General features: G+C 58.6%; 18 protein-coding genes. 8 read left to right on the plus strand and 10 right to left on the minus strand.

The window, feature by feature from the left end:
* Window positions 1-283: 283 nt before the first annotated feature.
* Complete coding sequence (locus tag D1820_RS18035; protein WP_118070499.1) at window positions 284-1393, plus strand: NAD-dependent epimerase/dehydratase family protein; 1110 nt, start codon at window positions 284-286, stop codon at window positions 1391-1393.
* Window positions 1394-1398: 5 nt separating this feature from the next.
* Here the strand turns inward: D1820_RS18035 and D1820_RS18040 are convergent, their stop codons facing one another.
* Together D1820_RS18040 and D1820_RS18045 are read right to left on the minus strand one after the other, a co-directional pair.
* Window positions 1399-2643, minus strand: a complete 1245-nt coding sequence (locus D1820_RS18040) for a lytic murein transglycosylase (RefSeq protein ID WP_118070501.1) — start codon at window positions 2641-2643, stop codon at window positions 1399-1401.
* A gap of 87 nt (window positions 2644-2730) precedes the next feature.
* The gene (locus tag D1820_RS18045) at window positions 2731-3204 is read right to left on the minus strand and encodes an Lrp/AsnC family transcriptional regulator (RefSeq protein WP_096790404.1); all 474 of its coding nucleotides are present in this window, start codon (window positions 3202-3204) and stop codon (window positions 2731-2733) included.
* A gap of 84 nt (window positions 3205-3288) precedes the next feature.
* Between D1820_RS18045 and D1820_RS18050 the strand changes: the two genes are divergently transcribed.
* Together D1820_RS18050 and D1820_RS18055 are read left to right on the plus strand one after the other, a co-directional pair.
* Window positions 3289-4314 carry a pyridoxal-phosphate dependent enzyme gene (locus tag D1820_RS18050; RefSeq protein ID WP_118070503.1) on the plus strand — a complete coding sequence of 342 codons (1026 nt, stop codon included), beginning with the start codon at window positions 3289-3291 and terminating at the stop codon, window positions 4312-4314.
* Window positions 4307-5434: an amidohydrolase gene (locus D1820_RS18055; RefSeq protein WP_118070505.1), complete on the plus strand. Its 1128-nt coding sequence runs from the start codon at window positions 4307-4309 to the stop codon at window positions 5432-5434. The genes D1820_RS18050 and D1820_RS18055 overlap by 8 nt, the downstream gene beginning before the upstream one ends.
* On the opposite strand, the gene D1820_RS18060 is transcribed toward D1820_RS18055, so the two are convergent.
* The 5 genes from D1820_RS18060 to D1820_RS18080 are packed head-to-tail and all read right to left on the minus strand — an operon-like array spanning window position 5426 to window position 9244.
* Complete coding sequence (locus D1820_RS18060; RefSeq protein WP_254683405.1) at window positions 5426-6586, minus strand: sensor histidine kinase; 1161 nt, start codon at window positions 6584-6586, stop codon at window positions 5426-5428. The two genes, D1820_RS18055 and D1820_RS18060, sit on opposite strands and share 9 nt — an antisense overlap.
* Window positions 6587-6590: 4 nt before the next feature.
* The gene (locus tag D1820_RS18065) at window positions 6591-7604 is read right to left on the minus strand and encodes an ATP-binding protein (RefSeq protein ID WP_118070510.1); all 1014 of its coding nucleotides are present in this window, start codon (window positions 7602-7604) and stop codon (window positions 6591-6593) included.
* On the minus strand, window positions 7601-8008 hold the full coding sequence (locus D1820_RS18070) for an ATP-binding protein (protein WP_118070512.1): 408 nt from the start codon (window positions 8006-8008) through the stop codon (window positions 7601-7603). The genes D1820_RS18065 and D1820_RS18070 overlap by 4 nt, the downstream gene beginning before the upstream one ends.
* Window positions 8005-8367 carry an STAS domain-containing protein gene (locus D1820_RS18075; RefSeq protein WP_096873305.1) on the minus strand — a complete coding sequence of 121 codons (363 nt, stop codon included), beginning with the start codon at window positions 8365-8367 and terminating at the stop codon, window positions 8005-8007. The genes D1820_RS18070 and D1820_RS18075 overlap by 4 nt, the downstream gene beginning before the upstream one ends.
* Window position 8368: 1 nt before the next feature.
* Window positions 8369-9244, minus strand: coding sequence for an STAS domain-containing protein (locus D1820_RS18080; RefSeq protein ID WP_118070514.1), 876 nt, complete (start codon window positions 9242-9244; stop codon window positions 8369-8371).
* 219 nt (window positions 9245-9463) lie between these two features.
* Here D1820_RS18080 and D1820_RS18085 point away from each other — a divergent pair, with 219 nt between their 5' ends.
* From D1820_RS18085 to D1820_RS18100, 4 genes are all read left to right on the plus strand, one after another.
* On the plus strand, window positions 9464-9961 hold the full coding sequence (locus D1820_RS18085) for an MgtC/SapB family protein (RefSeq protein WP_254683202.1): 498 nt from the start codon (window positions 9464-9466) through the stop codon (window positions 9959-9961).
* 126 nt (window positions 9962-10087) lie between these two features.
* Entirely contained in the window at window positions 10088-11428 is a 1341-nt protein-coding gene (locus tag D1820_RS18090) for a hypothetical protein (protein ID WP_118070518.1), read from the plus strand.
* 277 nt (window positions 11429-11705) lie between these two features.
* Window positions 11706-12239 carry an ATP-dependent Clp protease proteolytic subunit gene (locus tag D1820_RS19235; RefSeq protein WP_244905851.1) on the plus strand — a complete coding sequence of 178 codons (534 nt, stop codon included), beginning with the start codon at window positions 11706-11708 and terminating at the stop codon, window positions 12237-12239.
* A 111-nt stretch (window positions 12240-12350) separates the two neighbouring features.
* On the plus strand, window positions 12351-13499 hold the full coding sequence (locus D1820_RS18100; protein WP_118070583.1) for a lytic murein transglycosylase: 1149 nt from the start codon (window positions 12351-12353) through the stop codon (window positions 13497-13499).
* 96 nt (window positions 13500-13595) lie between these two features.
* Here the strand turns inward: D1820_RS18100 and D1820_RS18105 are convergent, their stop codons facing one another.
* Window positions 13596-14675 (minus strand): calcium-binding protein, encoded by a 1080-nt coding sequence (locus D1820_RS18105; RefSeq protein ID WP_014881695.1) that lies wholly within the window; start codon window positions 14673-14675, stop codon window positions 13596-13598.
* Between the two features lie 324 nt (window positions 14676-14999).
* Between D1820_RS18105 and D1820_RS18110 the strand changes: the two genes are divergently transcribed.
* Window positions 15000-16049, plus strand: coding sequence for a DUF418 domain-containing protein (locus tag D1820_RS18110; protein WP_118070522.1), 1050 nt, complete (start codon window positions 15000-15002; stop codon window positions 16047-16049).
* A 116-nt stretch (window positions 16050-16165) separates the two neighbouring features.
* On the opposite strand, the gene D1820_RS18115 is transcribed toward D1820_RS18110, so the two are convergent.
* Together D1820_RS18115 and D1820_RS18120 are read right to left on the minus strand one after the other, a co-directional pair.
* Complete coding sequence (locus D1820_RS18115; RefSeq protein ID WP_118070524.1) at window positions 16166-16819, minus strand: Rho termination factor N-terminal domain-containing protein; 654 nt, start codon at window positions 16817-16819, stop codon at window positions 16166-16168.
* A 139-nt stretch (window positions 16820-16958) separates the two neighbouring features.
* On the minus strand, window positions 16959-17687 hold the full coding sequence (locus D1820_RS18120) for a metallophosphoesterase (protein WP_096790396.1): 729 nt from the start codon (window positions 17685-17687) through the stop codon (window positions 16959-16961).
* Between the last annotated feature and the right edge of the window lie 18 nt (window positions 17688-17705).

A 17705-nucleotide genomic window follows, 5' to 3' on the forward strand; every position in this document is an offset into this window, starting at 1 on the left:
CCGGGACTTTGTACGGCGACCTAACGCGCCAGAAGGTTCCGGTCATTTCGCTGCTAGGGTTCATGCAAAGCGTGCGGCACATCCAATCGAAACTTTGAAATCGGCGCCTCAGGATTTCTGAGGCTGCCGGTCGCATAGACCATCAGACATCGCTGATGCCCTACCTCACGATTTTCGATGTGCAATTTTGATCTGCCGCTGCGAGCTTGCCTGCGGATGGAGGGCGCGCCGCGTGTCGGCTCGCCCAGTTTGAACGTATCGCTCTGAATAAGGGGACAATGCCATGACCCGTGCCACCTTGCCGCAAAATCTGAGACAAGCTTCCTTCGGCAGTACCCAACGCAAGGCTCGGCATATCTGTGTGGCGGGTGTTTCCGGACTGGCAGGCGCACATATCGCCCGCGCCGCCCTCGCGTCGGGGTGGTCTGTCACCGGCACATTGCGGGACGCGACAGATACCTCAAAAACAGTTCCGCTCATGGCTTTACCCGGCGCTCGCGACAGGCTCCACCTGGTGTCCGCAGACACCGCCCATCCCGATAGTTTTACCAACGCACTGAAGGGTCGCGATGCTTTGGTCATTGCCTGCTTGCCATCGATTAGGACCGCCCCGGACGGGACCCCTGCAAACGATCTGGATCCGCGCGCCGGGATGGCGCATTGCGTAGCCCCCGCAAAAACAGCCTGCCGAAACCTGATTACAGCGGCGGATCGCAACGGGATTGGTGATATCGTGCTCCTGTCGAGCACCGCCTCAGCAGACCCAAACCCGCCCCCCGCGATCAAGAATGAACTGCAGCACCATTCTGACCTTGAGCATCAGATTGAACATGGGAAATTCATCGCGGCTCAGAAAACCGCGATGGAGATTGCCGCGACACGTCTGGCACAAGACCGAGACTTGCGTCTGGTTATTTTGCTCTCGGGTATGATCCTTGGCCCTGGGCTACTGCCCTGCCATAATCAGGGTCATGTGCTGGGCCATCTTCACGACATGGCCGTCAAGGGGCGCCCCTGGCATCGCAATATGCCCAATGGGTCAATGTCGCTGATCCATCCCGCAGATCTTGCAAGTCTATGTCTGGCGGCTCTGCAAAAACCTGAAGCGGAAGGCCGCTATTTTGCTCTTGCGAAAAGCTGGCAGTGGTCTGATATATATAATGAAATATCTAATTTCGCACCCAAAGACGCCTTGCCCACCGCTGTCCCCAAGGGGACAATCCCCGCAGCAACCACGGCGTTTGATTTCACCAGACGGGACAGCCTTGCACTGCCGCGCAACGGGTTGCCGGAGATGGTTGCCGACTTTTATCAGTGGCTGGATGATCGCACCGAACCAAAGCTGAACGGTCTGCAAATCAACGCTGAACCGGTCGGCGCAGTGGTCAGGTAAAAGGCTTATCTGGACAGGTCAGCCAGCAGTGCAGCACTTGGGAAGCAGGTCGTCCGCCGTCCGGTTGCCTCCTGCCAGCGTCCGATCGAACGCCGCGTTTTGAACCCCGCAAGCCCATCTGCGCCGCCAACATCATGGCCGCGCCGTTCCAACCCGCGCTGCATGGTTGCCACATCAGACCGCAGCATGCCGTCCACCCGGCCCCAAACGCCCCGGAAGTCCTGCACGCCAAACTGGATGCGATCCCCAACATGCCCGACAAACAACGCATAAAGATCGCTCTTGTTGTAGTCCTTCAGCACATAGAAATTCGGTGTCACCAAAAACGCAGGCCCGTTGCGCCCTGCCGGCATCATCAGATAGGCAACGCCATCACGTTCATGCGCCGGAAAGGCTCGGCCCGAACTGCGGCGGATGCCGCGGGCTTCCCACTCGCGAATGCTCAGCCCTTGATCTGGTCCTTCCAAAGAACAGGATACCGACGCGGGCACAGAAACCTCAAACCCCCAGTCGCGGGTCTTGTCCCAGCCGTGTTGCGCCAGATACCCCCCGATTGAGGCGATCGTATCCGCTTCTGATCGCCAGATATCGGCGCGTCCGTCCCCATCCCCGTCTTCGGCAAACTTGAGAAAACTGGACGGCATGAACTGTGGCTGCCCCAGTGCGCCCGCCCAACTGCTCCGCATAACCTGTTCAGGCGCATGTCCGGCCTCAGCGATTTGCAACGCGGCAATCAATTCCTGGCGAAAATAGTCTGCGCGACGGCTCATAAATCCCTTGGTGCCCAGAACTTCAAAGACATTGTGAGGGATCTTTACCTGACCATAACCGCTCTCACGGCCCCAGATCGCCAGAATGATCCGTCCCGGCACGCCGGTCCTGCGTTCGGTTTGCTGCAGGGCGGACGCGTGCCGCTTAGCCATCCGCCTCCCCATGGAGGTTGCCCCGTCAACAGAATTGCGGTTGAAATATCGTCCTGGCGCGCCAAATTCTGCCTGACGCTGACGGCGGGGCGAGGTCGCTTTGCTACCGGGCGGCACCAGATCCGGCAAGTCCCAGTTCAAGCTCACTCTGGAGAAGGCCGCATCAAATGTCGGGCGCTGCACCCCGGCCGCCCGGGCCTCGGGCCAAATGTCCTGTGCCAACCACTGCTGAAACTGCCTTTCGACCTTTGCGCGATCCACAGCCCGCGCTGGCTCATATGGCAGCGCCAAGAGGATCAGCAGCAGGGATAGTAAACGAAACAGCATCTCAGACACTCCGTTCGGTTGATAATTGGGAGGCGGTCCGCATATGTCGGCGACCCCACAACAAGGCACCGCCCTGCCAGACTGATTTCATCCGGCAGAGACCGGAATTTCAAGGCTAACCTTTTTGCGCCCCATCACCACAGAGGTCCGGAAGCGACGCACATTTGAGTCCTCGAAAAACAGCCGTTTGGTCAACTCTTCAAATGCCTCCATATCCGACGCGGTGCAGATCAGACAGAAATCCGCCTCACCTGTTAGATAGTAGCACTGCTGGACCATCGGTTCGGAACCAGCCCGCCGTGTGAAAGCGTCAATCTGGTCCAACCGCTCCCGCTCCAGCTCCACCATCACCACGAATGTCATTGGCATCCCGACCTTAGCCGGATCGACCAATGCGATTTCATCCGTGATCACCTTGCGCTGGCGTAGCGATTTCAGGCGCCGCTGGACGGAGGCCGCCGACAGCCCTGCCTGAGCTGCCATCGCCTCAAGCCCGAGCCGCGTGTTGCGCTGCAGGAGGGTCAGGAGCGTCACATCCGCCTTATCGAGTCTTTCGCCCACAGAACCTCACCAGTATGCAATATTTTTTCGTATGTGGCCCAATATTGACCAGAACACAGCAACACTCTTGCCTAGACTGCCGGTATGAACAAGATCAATGTCACGCTCGACCCCGCCAAGCCACAGCAGATGCTGCAGGCCTGCCCCGCGTATCGCCCTTCACCGTTGGCCGTGCATGAGGTGGCCGGAAAGCAGGTCTGGATCAAGGATGAAACCGATCGGATGGGCCTTGGGGCCTTCAAAGCGATGGGGGGTGTCTACGCCGTCGCCGAGTTGCTGATGCGTGAAACCGGGCTGACGGAAAATGATCTCACCAGTGACGCCGGGCGGGCGGCGGCATCACATGTGACCTTCGTCTGTGCGAGTGCCGGGAACCATGGCATGGCCGTTGCCGCCGGAGCGCGGCTTTTTGGGGCGGCTTGCAGGATCCATCTCGCCGATACTGTCCCTGAGGATTTTGTCCAGCGGCTGCGCGCCAAGGGCTCCGAGGTCGTCCGCTCCGGTGCCACCTACGAGGAGAGCATCGCCGCCGCCATCAAGGACGCTGAGGAAAGCGGCGCTGTTCACCTCGCCGATGGGTCCTGGCCCGGCTATACGGAGCCCCCCCGACTGGTGATGGAAGGCTACACGGTGATCGCGCAGGAAATGCGCGACAGTTTCGCAAGCTCGGGCCAATGGCCGACCCATGTCTACCTGCAGGCTGGTGTCGGTGGGCTGGCTGGTGCGATGGCCTATATGATCCGCACCAATTGGGCGGTTCAGCCCGACATCATCGTGGTTGAACCCGACGCCGCGCCTTGCCTTCAGCATAGTGCACGCGCGGGTGAAATGGTGACAGTCGACGGCCCGGTCTCCAATATGGGGCGTCTGGATTGCAAGACACCCTCGATGCTTGCCTATGAAATATTGTCTAAGGCAGCCGATCAATACGTGACCATCTCTGATACAGCGGCGCTCAGAGGGGTCGAGGTCTCGGCCACGCTTGGGATTGCCAGCACGCCCTCCGGCGCTGCCGGGTTGACGGCTCTGGTTCAGGATCTGGAAGCGGGCACATCTCCTGACATGCGGCCACTGGTGATCCTCTCAGAAGGGGGCGTTGACGATGCCTGAGCTGGATCTCGTCGCCTTTCGGCGTGATTTACACGCGCATCCGGAAACAGGTTTTGACCTCGCGCGCACCTCAGATGCCATTGCTAAAGAGCTGGAAAAGGCCGGGCTGACGGTGACCCGCGAAATTGGTGGCACGGGTCTCGTGGCCACCCTGACACGGGGCCAGTCTTCCGCCGGGGTCGCGTTGCGCGCCGATATGGACGCGCTGCCGATTGAGGAAGCCACCAACCTCCCCTATCGTTCGCGCCATCTCGGCCGGTTTCATGGCTGCGGTCACGACGGGCACAGCACCATGCTTCTGGGTGCGGCCCTGCGTCTGGCGCAGGATCCAGATTTCAATCAAACCGTTCATTTTCTCTTTCAACCGGATGAGGAAAACGGCACGGGCGCTGCGGCGATGATTGCCGATGGACTGTTTGATCGCTTTGATATCACCCGGATTTATGGCCTTCACAACATGCCGGGGATGCCGCTTGGTCACTTCGCGACTGAGACCGGTGCGTTCTGCGCCTTTGAGGATAATTTCGAGATCCGCATCACAGGGCGGGGCGGCCATGCCTCCATGCCGGAGAAAGCCATTGACCCAATCGTGACAGGCGCTGCGATCGTCACCCAACTACAGACAATCACATCGCGCTCGGTGTCAGCACGGGATCATTGCGTCGTTTCAATAACGGATTTCGAAACCGATGGTGCGCGCAACATACTGGCTACCAACGTATTGATTTCCGGAGACTGTCGGGGATTTGAGGCCCGTGTCTCCAACACGATCGAACAGCGTATGCGCGACATCGCCAGTGGCATCTGTGCCGCACAAGGTGCCCGCTGCGAGGTGTCCTATTCAACATCATTCCAGCCATTGGTGAATGACGCGGGTGCAACCACATTAGCCGTTGCTGCAGCAGGATCCGCTGGCAGCATTGATGCGCAGTATGGGCGTGTGGGGTTTTCAGAGGATTTTGCGGCCTTCCTGCAGCACCGGCCGGGTACATTTATCTTGATGGGCAATGGCACTAACGGCGCCCATGCTATGCCGCTGCACAATCCAGGGTATGATTTCAACGACGGCGCCATCGAACATGGCATTGCCTACTGGTGCGCCTTGGCCCGATCAGGCTGATCTGTCGGCCTGATCGCGGGCAAACGGCAGAGTGAACTGCACCCGCATACCATCGGAGCCATCCACCTCGGTTGTGCCTGCATATTTTCCGACCATGCTGCGGATCATACGCCAGCCGAGAGAACCCGACCGCTCAGGCCGGGTATCGCCCTCGGCCAGGCCGCGCCCGTCATCCGCGATCACCAGTCGCAATGCGTCATCCTGTTCGGTCAGCTCAACCAGTATATTTCCCTGCTCACGCCCGACAAAGGCGTGCTTGTAGGCGTTTGTAAGCAGCTCACCCGTCAGTAGGCCCAGATCAATGGCCATCGAGCTGGGGATCTCAATGTCGTCACCACGTACCGACACCGCCACGTTGAGGCTGTCGGAGTTGAACGCCCCCTCGGCATTGGTCGCGACCTCCTGCAGGAAGGGCACTGCCTGTAGATGATCGACCCGCGCAGAACGCTGCAATTGCTCATGCACGCGGATCACCGATTGCACCCGCGCCTCCAGATCCGACAGCACCGAGACAGTTTCCGGTGCCTCGGCCCCTCTCCGGCTCATCCGGATCAGCGCGCCGATCAGCGCCAGGTTATTGCCCGTCCGATGATGCACCTCTTTCATCAGGAGATCCCGTTCCGTCAACGCCTCAAGCAACACCCGGTTCTGTTCTGCAAGTTCAGCAACAGGATCAGCGTCGCGGATCTTGCCGATGGCGTCCGTCGCAGCCTGAGCAGAGGCGATCATTTCGTCGCTTTTTACCGGGCTCAGGAACAGAAGTTCAATCTCAGTGCCCTCTGGCCCGCTGCGTATCGCGTGATGATCCGAAAGACGTGACAACCCACGCAGCCCCAGCCCCAACCCAGGACCTGGCGCCACCCCGCCCCGACGGCCCCGCAGAATGTCGTCGAGCCCATCAATACCCGGTCCCTGATCCGTGATGATGGCCCGCATAGCAACCTTGTCGCCGAGTTCCTGCAGGCTCAACCGTACCCGTCCAACACTGGCATGTTGTTGGGCATTTCGAGCCGCCTCAAGCAGTGCCGTCACCGCCCGCGTCTGCGCAAATGTCCCAAACTGCAAGGCCTTGGTGATCGCCATCGCGATAAATCGTAGCCTCAGAACATCCTGTTCTGTATCAATTTTCAAAGTAATCAGGGCGGTCGACACGAGTTTAGATCTCTTTCGCGATTTTAATGACAGCAAGGCTGGCGTCGTCACGACCCCTGAAGTTCTCGGCCATCAGTTTTCCAGCAATCAACAGCGCCGAGCGCATCAGCAGAGCGGGTTTCTCGTGCAGGTCACGTAATGTCCGCAAACCATCGCTATGCAGAATTACAGTATCACCGGGCTGCAAATTGACCTCGTCCGAAAACGGAGAAAGTGCGGCTCCTCCAAGATGGCCATCGCGGGTCGCAAATCTCTTTGTCTCACCCAGCCGGGCGCGGATCGTCGCAATATTGCCAACGGAGGCATAGGACAGGCGTCGCCCGTCCGCAGCCACCGCGACACAGGCCGCAACAGCACCACGGGTATCAGCGATGTCATCCGATATATCCGCCAAGGCCGCGGCAGGGGTGCGACCCGGCTTGTGCCCGAAGGCCTGCAGAACCCGCTCAGCAGCCTCCGCGGCCCGATGACCGTGGCCAAGCCCGTCGCAGAGGATCAGATCCAGCCTGCCATCCGGGGCGATGTTGGGTGTCACACACGTCATATCCCACGCATCGCCACAGCGGGTTTCGCCAGGGTGGGTCACCAATAGACCGGCAACATCCATTGCGGCTGGCCGGTATGGGCGCTGCTGGAATTCACACGCAACAACTGTGCCTTCATCACGGTTTGAATAGATGTCGAACTGATCCGACAACCGTTGCATCGCACCCAGACCCAGCCCCGCCGAACCTTCGCTGCTGCTCCCGTCCCGCATCATTTTGTCGAGCGTATCAATCCCCGGCCCCTGATCCACGACGACCATCGCCAAACGCGGACCACCGATGCCCGGCATTTGTTGCAACAGACAACGGCCCCGTTTGGCATATCGCAGAACATTGGTCGCCGCCTCGCTGACAACGATGGCGATCTCTTCGGTCCGGGCCTGTGAAAACCCGGCCACCCGCGCCAACTGGCGCGCGTTGCGGCGACAGACTGAAACGTCGCTGGGATCTGAAAGAGGCAACCAATGGGTCATATCCGGGCCATCATTGTCACGCGTGTTCCTTTGCCTTCGTTGGTCTCGACCTCCAGCGCATCGCTCAGTCGCTTCGCACCACCAAGACCACGCCCCATGCTGCCCGCAGTGCTGAAGCCATCACTGAACGCAGCGTCCAGATCCGCAATCCCGGGCCCGTTGTCGACACAGACCACACTGATCGCGAGCGGTTCACTGTGCATATAGATACGCGCTTCGCCTCCGCCACCATGCATCACCACATTTCTTGCGATTTCACTGACCGCAGTGACAAACCGGGTTTTTCGAACAGTGCGCGCTCCGCGCTGGTCCATTTCGCGACCGGCGATCCGACGCACCTGAATAACGTCGCGATCCCTGATCAGCGCGTAAACACCGATCAGAACACCATCCGTGGGTATCATCCCCGAGCTTCACCGCGCAGATCGCGCAGCGCATGTGTCAAGCTGAGCGCCGTTTTGCTCTCAGGTAGGTCCATGCCCAATTCCACCAGTGTCATTGCCACCGCCGGACGCATGCCAACCACATAAGTCTGGGCATCCAACAGTTTTGACACGCTCGCCAGTTGCGCCAGAATCCGGCCCACGAATGTATCGACAATCTCCAATGCGCTGATGTCCATAACCACCGCGCGGGCCGCTTCGTCCACCACACGCTCGGAGAGGGCCTCCTGCAAATCCAGAATATCGGTGTCGGAAATATCTTCCTGGATCGCCACCAACAAAACGCCTTCGACAAAGTAAATGGCCGATGCGCTGGACATGTCAGTGATCCTTCTTCTTGGTGATTTCATACCCTACACGGTTCAACGCATCTGCCAGACCACTGCGGATGGTAGACCGGGTTGTTACCTCACCAACATCCACACCCAATTGCACCATTGTCTGCGCGATGGTCGGGCTGATACCGCTGATGATACATTGCGCGCCCATCAGGCGCACAGCTGCAGCCATCCGTAGCATATGCTGGGCCACCTGGGTGTCGACGGTCTGCACGCCGGTAAGGTCGACGATCACCACCTCTGCCTGACGGCGCAGAATGGTTTCCAACAGGTTTTCCATCACCTCCTGCGCGCGTGCTGAATCCATCGTACCGATGAGGGGCAGGGTCAGTACCTTGTCCCACAGTTCAACCACCGGTGTGGACAGCTCCTGCATCTGGTCACGCTGCTGTTCGATGATGCGGTCCCGTTCGGCGATAAAGACCTCCGCACAATAGACCGCAAAGGCATCGATCACCCGACTGAAGAACCAGATCTCCTCAACCAGGTTGGTCGGATATTTTGCCAGTTTGTCTTTGAGGCGATAGAACACCGGCGCCTTCAGCGCCAACACGAAGGACGCCATATCGCTGGGGCTCACACCACGTGAACTGCGCTCTTTGGTGACATCGACCAACACGCTACGCAACTCCGCCCAGGCGTCGCTCGACAGGTCGAACCGGTCGCCGGTTGCTCCTTTTTCGATACCGGCTATCAATGCGCGCACCAGCACGCTGGTCTGTTCGCGGCCTTCCTTGTGGCTGAAAAGATCCGTCCGCTGCACGCCCTCGTCGCTCTGGGTTGAAATCCAGGCGTCGACGATCTCCTCGAAATCATTCTGCAAAATCGTGAGCACAGTTTCAGTGGCGGTTTCGGACATCTCTACCTCATTTGGGCTGGAGATCCGGCATCAAAGGCGCCGGAGTGCTCTGTGGAATGCTCGATTTGATAACGCTCCACAGCCCCAGCTGTAAACAGAGAGTTTTGAAATCACACACAGAGTGGTGGAAATTTTCCTTTTTTCTTGCAAGGATAGGACGTGATGGCCGTATCGCGACACGCAACATGCATTCCGGCTCCTCACTTGGAAAGGTCCACCATGTCCGCATCCCAGACCGCCGCCATGATCGCCTACGACAGTTTTATTCTGCGCTGCTGTCTCGCCGTTGCTCTGGGCCTGTTGATCGGTCTTGATCGCGAAATCAAAAAGAAACCACTGGGCGCGCGCGCCTATATGCTGATCTGTCTTGGCTGTTGTGCCCTGACAATGCTAACCCTTAATCTTGCCGCTGCCGGGCAGGAGGGAACCGCTGCCGTTGATCCATCCCGAACGATACAAGGCATCGTGGGCGGCATCGGGTTTCTCGGGGCCGGGGCGATCATGTCGACCACTGAGACCGGCAAATTGCGTGGGGTCGGCAGCGGTGCAGCCATCTGGGTTGTCGGCGTGGTTGGCATCGCCGTTGGATTTGGCTTCCTTGCCGAGGCCGCCTCGGTCGCCCTGCTGGCGTTTCTGATCCTCACCATCGTTGATTGGGCACAGCAACATAGACCAGATCTCGACAACGGCCGGGACACCTCCGACGGCGACGATTAGTCCCCGGCCCCAAGGCCCGACCAAAACCGACGCAAATAGCGCGGCAATTCAACAGCGCTGCGACAGCAGCGATTGCATCTGCCCCTCTGCGTCATATCTTGGACCCAGCAACAAGGAGCATCGCACATGACCACGGAACCCAGCGGCCAGCACTCAGATCGTGCAACCGGATCCGCCTCCGGGTTAAGCCGGAGCGAAGCTCGCGCCGCGCAGAACGCCCGCGATCTGGAGGACCACCTCAGCTGGCTTGATAGCATCACAGGTACTGCGCTTGGCGTCCTGGCCGTCGCTTCGGGGATCTACACCTATCTTGGCGTCTCGTCTTTGTTGGATGACACCGGTGCATTCTCGGTGATTGCTGCCTTGGCCTATTCGGTGGCCGTATCCGTCGGAATTTTTGTATTCTGGTCTTATATGATGCGCCTGGTGCCAACCGTACGGACAGCCGCCGCGCGCATCGGCCTTGTGCTGTCGATGGCGCTAGGATCGGTTGCGATCATTGCAATGTCATCCTGGCTGAATGCCGCGGCCCTAGCCGGTGCTGCCGCTGTTGAACAGCATCTGGCCGTGACGGTGCAGGACTACCAAACGGCATTGGAACGCGCGGATGAAATCACCCAAAGCGGTCAGAGCCTGGCGCGGGATGTTGCACGGGTGCGGCAGACCTTTGTTGATCTCTCCGAACAGGAGGCAACCGGTCAACTATCCGGTTTCGCTGGTCAGGGCGCGGTTTTCCGATTGCTGCGTCAAAAATCGGATGAGCTGGCGGCGCTGGAAACGCAGATCACCAGCCAGCAACCCTTGGTGGAGGCAGCCTTCGATGAGGGCAACGCCACCCTGTCACGCATGCGGGCGCTCACAGTCGAACAAGGTCCGGTCGCCCAGCGGTCAGTCCTCTTTTCAGAAGAGGCTGTGCGCCTTGCCAATGTCATCACCCAGCTGCGCCAACTGTCGGTCGCCCCACTGGTCCAAAGGGCCGCGCGCGACCTTTCCGACAGTGTCGTCACACCAGAACTGGACGGTTCGGACGCGGCCACCCGACAGGGACAGCAGGCCACCATCGACAGCGTTCGCCGTGTTCTGGCGCAACGCGCAGATGGGCTTGGCGCAGCGGCCAGCGCGGTACTGAGCATGACCCCGCCACGTGATACCACCTACACTCCTGTTTCTGCTGCGGATGCTGTTATTCTCTATGCTGGCAATTTCGTACCCTCTTGGGCAGGCGCCATTGCGATTGACCTCCTGCCGGCGGTGCTGGTGTTGATTGTAGCCATTACACAAGCGGCAATCCGTGCCGGCCGTGAAGGGGCCGCCACCGAGGACACAATGACGCTGGCAGAGCTGCGCGCCGCCGTGGCCGCCATCCGGGATATTGACACGTCTCTGGAACGCGCGGGCCCCTTCGCCGCGCCCGGCAGTCAGCCCCCGGATATCGCCAGTCTGGACGATAAACGCCGTGCCGACTGATCGCGACGACCCCCAGCCGATAGCCGTCGCGCGCCGTCGAAAAAGGCCAGATACCTGGCGCGTATTGCGATGGGTATTTGCAGCGCAGCTCGGGTTTGCGGCTGTCTTGCTCGGAACGGATCTTGCAAAGCTTATCCCGCAACTGGCTTGGCCCTCTACCGCACCGGAGCTGACAGCACCGATTGGTCCTGGCGATCAGACCCGGCGATACACTCCCACACAGCTGCCAGATCGCCCGCCTGCCCCTGGCAGCCGACCATTGCCCAGCACTGAGAATATGCCCGACAGGCTGACCTTCGCCACACCTCAGTGGCAGGGCGAAACCGTGTTGACCTTGACTGGCCGGATCGCCGAGGGCGACGCGACCCGCTTTAGCGACTATCTGGAGACGCTGGAAACCCTGCCGTCACGAGCCTACCTCAACAGCCCGGGCGGCTCCGTCTCTGACGCTTTGACCATTGGTCGCGCCCTGCGCGCACGAGATATGAACACTGTGATGAGTGCCAGTGACATCTGCCTGTCCGCGTGCCCCTATATTTTGGCCGCCGGGGTCAGCAGAATTGCAGATGCAGACGCCATGATCGGCGTACATCAGCATTATTTCGGCCAAAATACGGTGCTGCCCGCCTTTGTCGCCGTAGAGCAGATCCAGCGCGGTCAGGGTGAGGTCATGAGCTATCTTCAGGAAATGGGCGTGGATCCGCTGATGATGCAACCCGCGCTGATGACCCCATCCGATGAAATCTACCTCCTGACGCCCGCCGAGCGGAGCACCTATCGCCTCACCACCACGGACGGTGATCCAGAGTAGGCGCGCTGACGCCTCTCCATCATGACAGGCGAATAATCGCCAGCCAAAGCCTTGCAGCACCGCAGTGATCCGATAGGATTGTCGTGACAAAAACAAATGGCAGGCAGGCAGATGAGCATTTCACGACGCAGCTTCGGATTCGGACTGATGGCGCTTGGCCTCGGGGCCTGCAGCGAAGGGGTAACCAGGACATCGGCACCGAGCTCTGCCGGCGGGTTACCGGCCGATCTGCGCCCGGTGCCAAACGCGGCCTATGATGCTTGGGTTGCCGGGTTTCGCCAACGCGCAAGCGCCGCCTGGATCAGCAACAGCACTCTCAATGACGCGTTTCGTGGCGCAGGCTACCTGCCGGGTGTGATCAAACGCGATCGCAACCAGACAGAGTTCAAACGCAGCCTTGAGGATTACCTCTCTATTGCCGCTTCCGACGAACGCGTCAGCAAAGGGCGCGCGGCCTATGCCCGCTATCGCGGCACTCTCAACGCGCTTGAGCAGACCTATGGTGTTGATGCCGAAATCATCACTGCGATCTGGGGTCTTGAGAGCTTTTTCGGAGAGCGTCGGGGCGACGTGCCGGTCATCTCCGCCACATCAACCCTCGCTTTTGACGGCCGGCGGGGCGCCTTTTTTGAGAAACAGCTGATAGCTGCCCTTAGAATCCTGCAGAATGGCGATATTTCCGCCGCACGCATGACAGGCAGCTGGGCTGGTGCGATGGGGCACACCCAGTTCATCCCCACGTCCTATCAGGCCTTTGCCGTTGATTTTACCGGCGATGGTCGTCGCGATATCTGGTCCGAAGATCCCAGCGACGCGCTCGCCTCAACCGCCGCCTATTTAGCCCGCAACGGCTGGACCCGCGGGCTGCGCTGGGGTCAAGAGGTGAGCGGAACAGCCGCCCCCAGCGGAACACTCATTCAACCCCAGGCAGGCGGTCCGAAGTTTGCCGTCACGAGCAATTTCCGCGCCATCAAGCGCTATAACAACTCTGACGCCTATGCGATCGGGGTTGGCCATCTCGCGGATCGTATCGGTGGGGGTGGCCCCCTGCGCAGCAGCTTTCCGCCAGACGCAAATGGTCTGACTAAGGATGATCGTATCCTGTTGCAGAAACGCCTGACAGCGAAGGGCTTTGACACTGGCGGTGCAGATGGCGTTATCGGACCAAACAGCGAAACCGCCATCCGCGCCTATCAGCAAAGCCGTGGCCTGCCTGCCACCGGAACTCCGTCACCGGCCCTGCTCCGCGAATTGGGCTAGGTACATGGGAGCGAAACGGCTGACACGTTAACTATGCGCCCCTTAAACGACCATATTAGCGGTGCATATCTATTGCACCGCTAAATCTGGCTGCGATTAGAAGATGAAGTCACCTGCATCGAGATCATTGATATCAACACCAAGCAGCGTGATCGTATTACCTAGACCATCCGCAATAATTGCGTTGCTGCCGTCCTGTGTCAGATGATTATCGCGCAAGTCACTGAGGTCAGAAATTTCTGAGACGCCCCGCAGGTCAATTTTCTCCGCATCACTGAGCGCCGCAAACCCGCGAATGGTGTCGTCGCCAAAATTACCCCGGAAAATGAAATAATCCGCCTGCGCGCCACCAACCAAACTGTCGTTACCATTTCCGCCAAACAACCTGTCGATCCCTGCTCCGCCCAGGATTGTGTCATGGCCCGAACCGCCGACCAGACGATCGTTGCCTGAACCACCATCCAAACGATCGGCCCCGCCTTCTCCATAGACCGTGTCATGGCCTTGGGCACCGATAAGGACGTCTGCCTGTCGGCCACCCTTCATGAGGTCGGAACCCCACCCCCCACGTAGCAAGTCTTCACCACTGCCGCCGAAGAGAACATCCTGACCCGATCCGCCATTGATGGTGTCATTTCCGGAACCTCCGCGAATAGTATCGTCGCCGATGTCCCCCTGCCCCGCGGCAAAAGCGTCATCTCCGTTCATCAAGCGAACGTCATCACTGCCTACGGTGCCCGCCAGTACGTCATTTCCGTCAGTACCAACCGGCGTTTCTTGGCCTGCGATATTCATGGCATCAACGACCAGCGTTCCGGTTGAAATCCCGGCAAATTCAGCCCGGAGCAAATCAAACCCTTCAGTTATGTCAGACGGTTCGATCATCGAAAGCGAATCGAGGATAGTTTGTTTTTCAGCCGCTGTAAGCTGCTCTGAAATGAATGGCGTGTTCAGCAATTCTGCAACCTGATCAACAAGGTCTTGCCAGTTGATCGACAAAATTGCCTGCTCGGCAGCGTCGATGATGGAGAGGAATTCTCCAACGGTCAGCTGTGTTACATTGCTTGCATTGAAGGCCGCGAGCAAATCGGTGTTACCACTATAGGATACCACGCCCCCGATGTATTCGAGCCACTCTTCCAGTTCCAAAATATCGTTCAATACTGCATTTGGCATTTTTACCAATCACTCCACTATCGCCAACAAAGCGCGACCCAAACCAGAAACTTCACCGTAAACCCACCATGAGTAGACGATACTTCACACGATAAGATGTTGATAAAATTTTAGTCAAGGTTCGATTGGCTGTGGGATCACTCACAGTTCCTTACACTTGCGCATTCCCTTTTTAAAGTCGTTTCGAAGGCATTGAGCACGCCCCTCAGTCGTAAGCGGGCGAATACCTCGTCTGAACAACTTGGGATTACTCTACCTATTTGGGTTGAACACAAAGCGACACAGCTCATATAGTGAACGTACGTTCATTCGCTTGGAATAGATATGACCCCCACGCCCTCACCCCGTCTGCAAGGTCTGGACCTTGCACGCTATTTCGCTTTTGTCGGAATGGTCATCGTCAATTTCAAGATCGCCATGGGCGCCGAGGGCGGTACGGGTGTTGTGGCGTTTCTCAGCACCGCTCTTGAAGGACGCGCGGCCGCATGTTTTGTCGTTCTGGCCGGGATTGGGCTGGGCCTTGCATCAAACCGGTCAACCGGTAGCATCGCTGCAACGACGGTACGGCGCGCCGCATTCCTGATGGGCCTCGGAATGATCAACATGCTGATATTTGACGCTGATATCCTGCATTACTATGCCTTCTATTTCATGTTCGCGGCTGTCCTGCTGAGAGCGTCGACACGGGTGCTTGCATCCCTCACAGCCATACTGATCCTGATGTTTCCGGTGCTGCTATTGATCTTCAACTACGACAGCGGCTGGGATTGGGAGCTTTATACCTATGCAGACCTCTGGACGATAACGGGGTTTTTGCGCCATCTTCTGTTCAATGGCTGGCACCCTGTTGTACCCTGGCTTGCATTTCTGCTTGCCGGTATCGTCTTGTCTCGAATGCCATTGCAGAGCCGGAGATTTCAGATCGGCCTTATCCTCGTCGGCGCGGTGATTTACACGGTGACCGAAGCAACCAGCGCAATCGCGGTTCAAAGTCTACAGCAGATTGATCCTGAACTGGCAGACCTGGCGACAACACTGCCAATCCCGCCAATGCCGTTCTACATGATCGCCGGGCTCTCCTCCGCCGGCATCGTGATCGGTGGATGCCTGTTGTTGACGCCGACGCTGCAACGGCTCGGCGTCGTGCAGGCATTGGCCCCCGCGGGCCGCCAGACCTTGACGCTTTATATTGCGCATATTCTCATTGGCATGGGTATTCTGGAAGAAATGAACATGTTGGAAGGTCAGACGCCTGAGACCGCCGTCGCGGCAGCCCTGCTGTTCTGCATCTGTGCGACCGGGTATGCGTGGCTCTGGTCACGATTTGCCAAAACCGGCCCGATCGAAATGGTCATGCGCAAGCTGGCGGGGTGACGGTTGGTATTCTGCGCGGTACCAGATAGACACACACCCCGCGCACCTCTGGCTGCAAGAAGGATGAGGACCTTAGTACAACCCTCATCACTAGAAACGACCTTGATTAGACCCAGTCAAGTCTTGGCCAAGGCATCAACCAGCTCAGATTTGGTCATGTCAGAGCGGCCGGGAATATTGCAATCCTGTGCGTGTTGGTACAATTCGGATTTGGTTTTTGCATTCAGAGCGGCCTTACTGCCTTTGGCACGACCATTGTCATCGGTTGAGTAACGGATCGCCTTCAGCAGATCTTCCTTGGACATCTCAGATCGCCCGTCGATCTCCAAATCCTGCGCCCGCTCGTACAGCATATCATAGGTCGGGCCGCTCTCCTTAATCTGCGCAACCTTGTCTTGGACGTCGTCAGGCTGATCGGAAAACTGCTCACTGCCATCCTGCGTATCGCTCTGTTTCTTCGCAGTTGAGCGTTGGTATTCATCTTCGGTCAGAACCATCCGGACGTCCTTGGGCAGGTAGCGCTCGCCGGTATCGCTGCTTTTGGCGCCGGATTTTGTGCCCCAATCCTCTTCACTCCATTGGTTGAGGTCAGTCTCGTCCTGATCGGGACCGTCATCTGCATAGGTCCCGCCGCGTCGCTTGTACATCTGCACAGCCAGCTGGGCCTTTCGGGCGGACCATTCGCCCGGCTCACCGCCCTTATCGCTTTGCGTGATCTCTTTCTTGACCTCCTGCCAAAGCTCAGGGTCATTCTTCTTGGCTGTTGTCATCAATCGCTCCTCCTGATGCTGTCGTAATCAGCAATCCGCCCGACCAGGAAAAGCGTCTGCCACCCTCGCCCGCCGGCATGCAGGTTTGATGAGAAACGCGCCAAGCGGCTTTCCGTTCCCGGACATGAGAAGATCCATTTCACGTCGAGATAAACGTAACCTCGCCGCGATCAATCTCTGCCGCTGTCAGACGGCCGGTGGCGAATGCGCCAGTATCCAATGCGATCCGCCCCTCGGCGACGGTCGGCTCGTTCACGATCCAGTGGCCATGCACGACCCAAATACCATCCTCACGACGTAGGCGGCGCGTATCAGGGCGGCCCCACACCAGCGCCTGCCGAAACTGAGCCGTCAATGGCGCCTCGGGATCGGCACCGGCATGGGCCATGAAGACATTGCCAGATTGGCAGCAGGCCGGCAGGGTCTCCAGCCACGCAATCATCTCGGCACCCATCACCGCGCGCAGCGTCTGCGCCGCGCTCTCAAGGTCAGCTGCAGAGGATTGTTCCGAAACCCCACCCACACCAAAGCTCGCCAGCGTCTGCAATCCGCCATTGCGCAGCCAGATCTCCGCGTTTGGAATTGGATCCGCCAGAAAATCAAGCAGCATCGCCTCATGATTGCCGGTCAGCGCAACAATATCAGGCCGTGCCATCAGCCGCCGCAAAACCTTCGCGCTCTGCTCTCCCCTGTCGATATAGTCGCCAAGACAAACCACCGGCAGATCAGGATCAAGTTGCCCCAGAAGTTTGGCCAGCAGGTCATCACAGCCATGGATATCTCCGATCACGTAAAAGCGCAGCTCTGGGTTGAGAGCTACGAAATCTTGCGATTTTCCCTGAACTCCGGTAATTAACTTTTTGAACATAATCGCTGCTCCCTGGGG

The organism is Phaeobacter sp. LSS9, from assembly GCF_003443595.1.
GTDB lineage: Bacteria > Pseudomonadota > Alphaproteobacteria > Rhodobacterales > Rhodobacteraceae > Phaeobacter > Phaeobacter piscinae.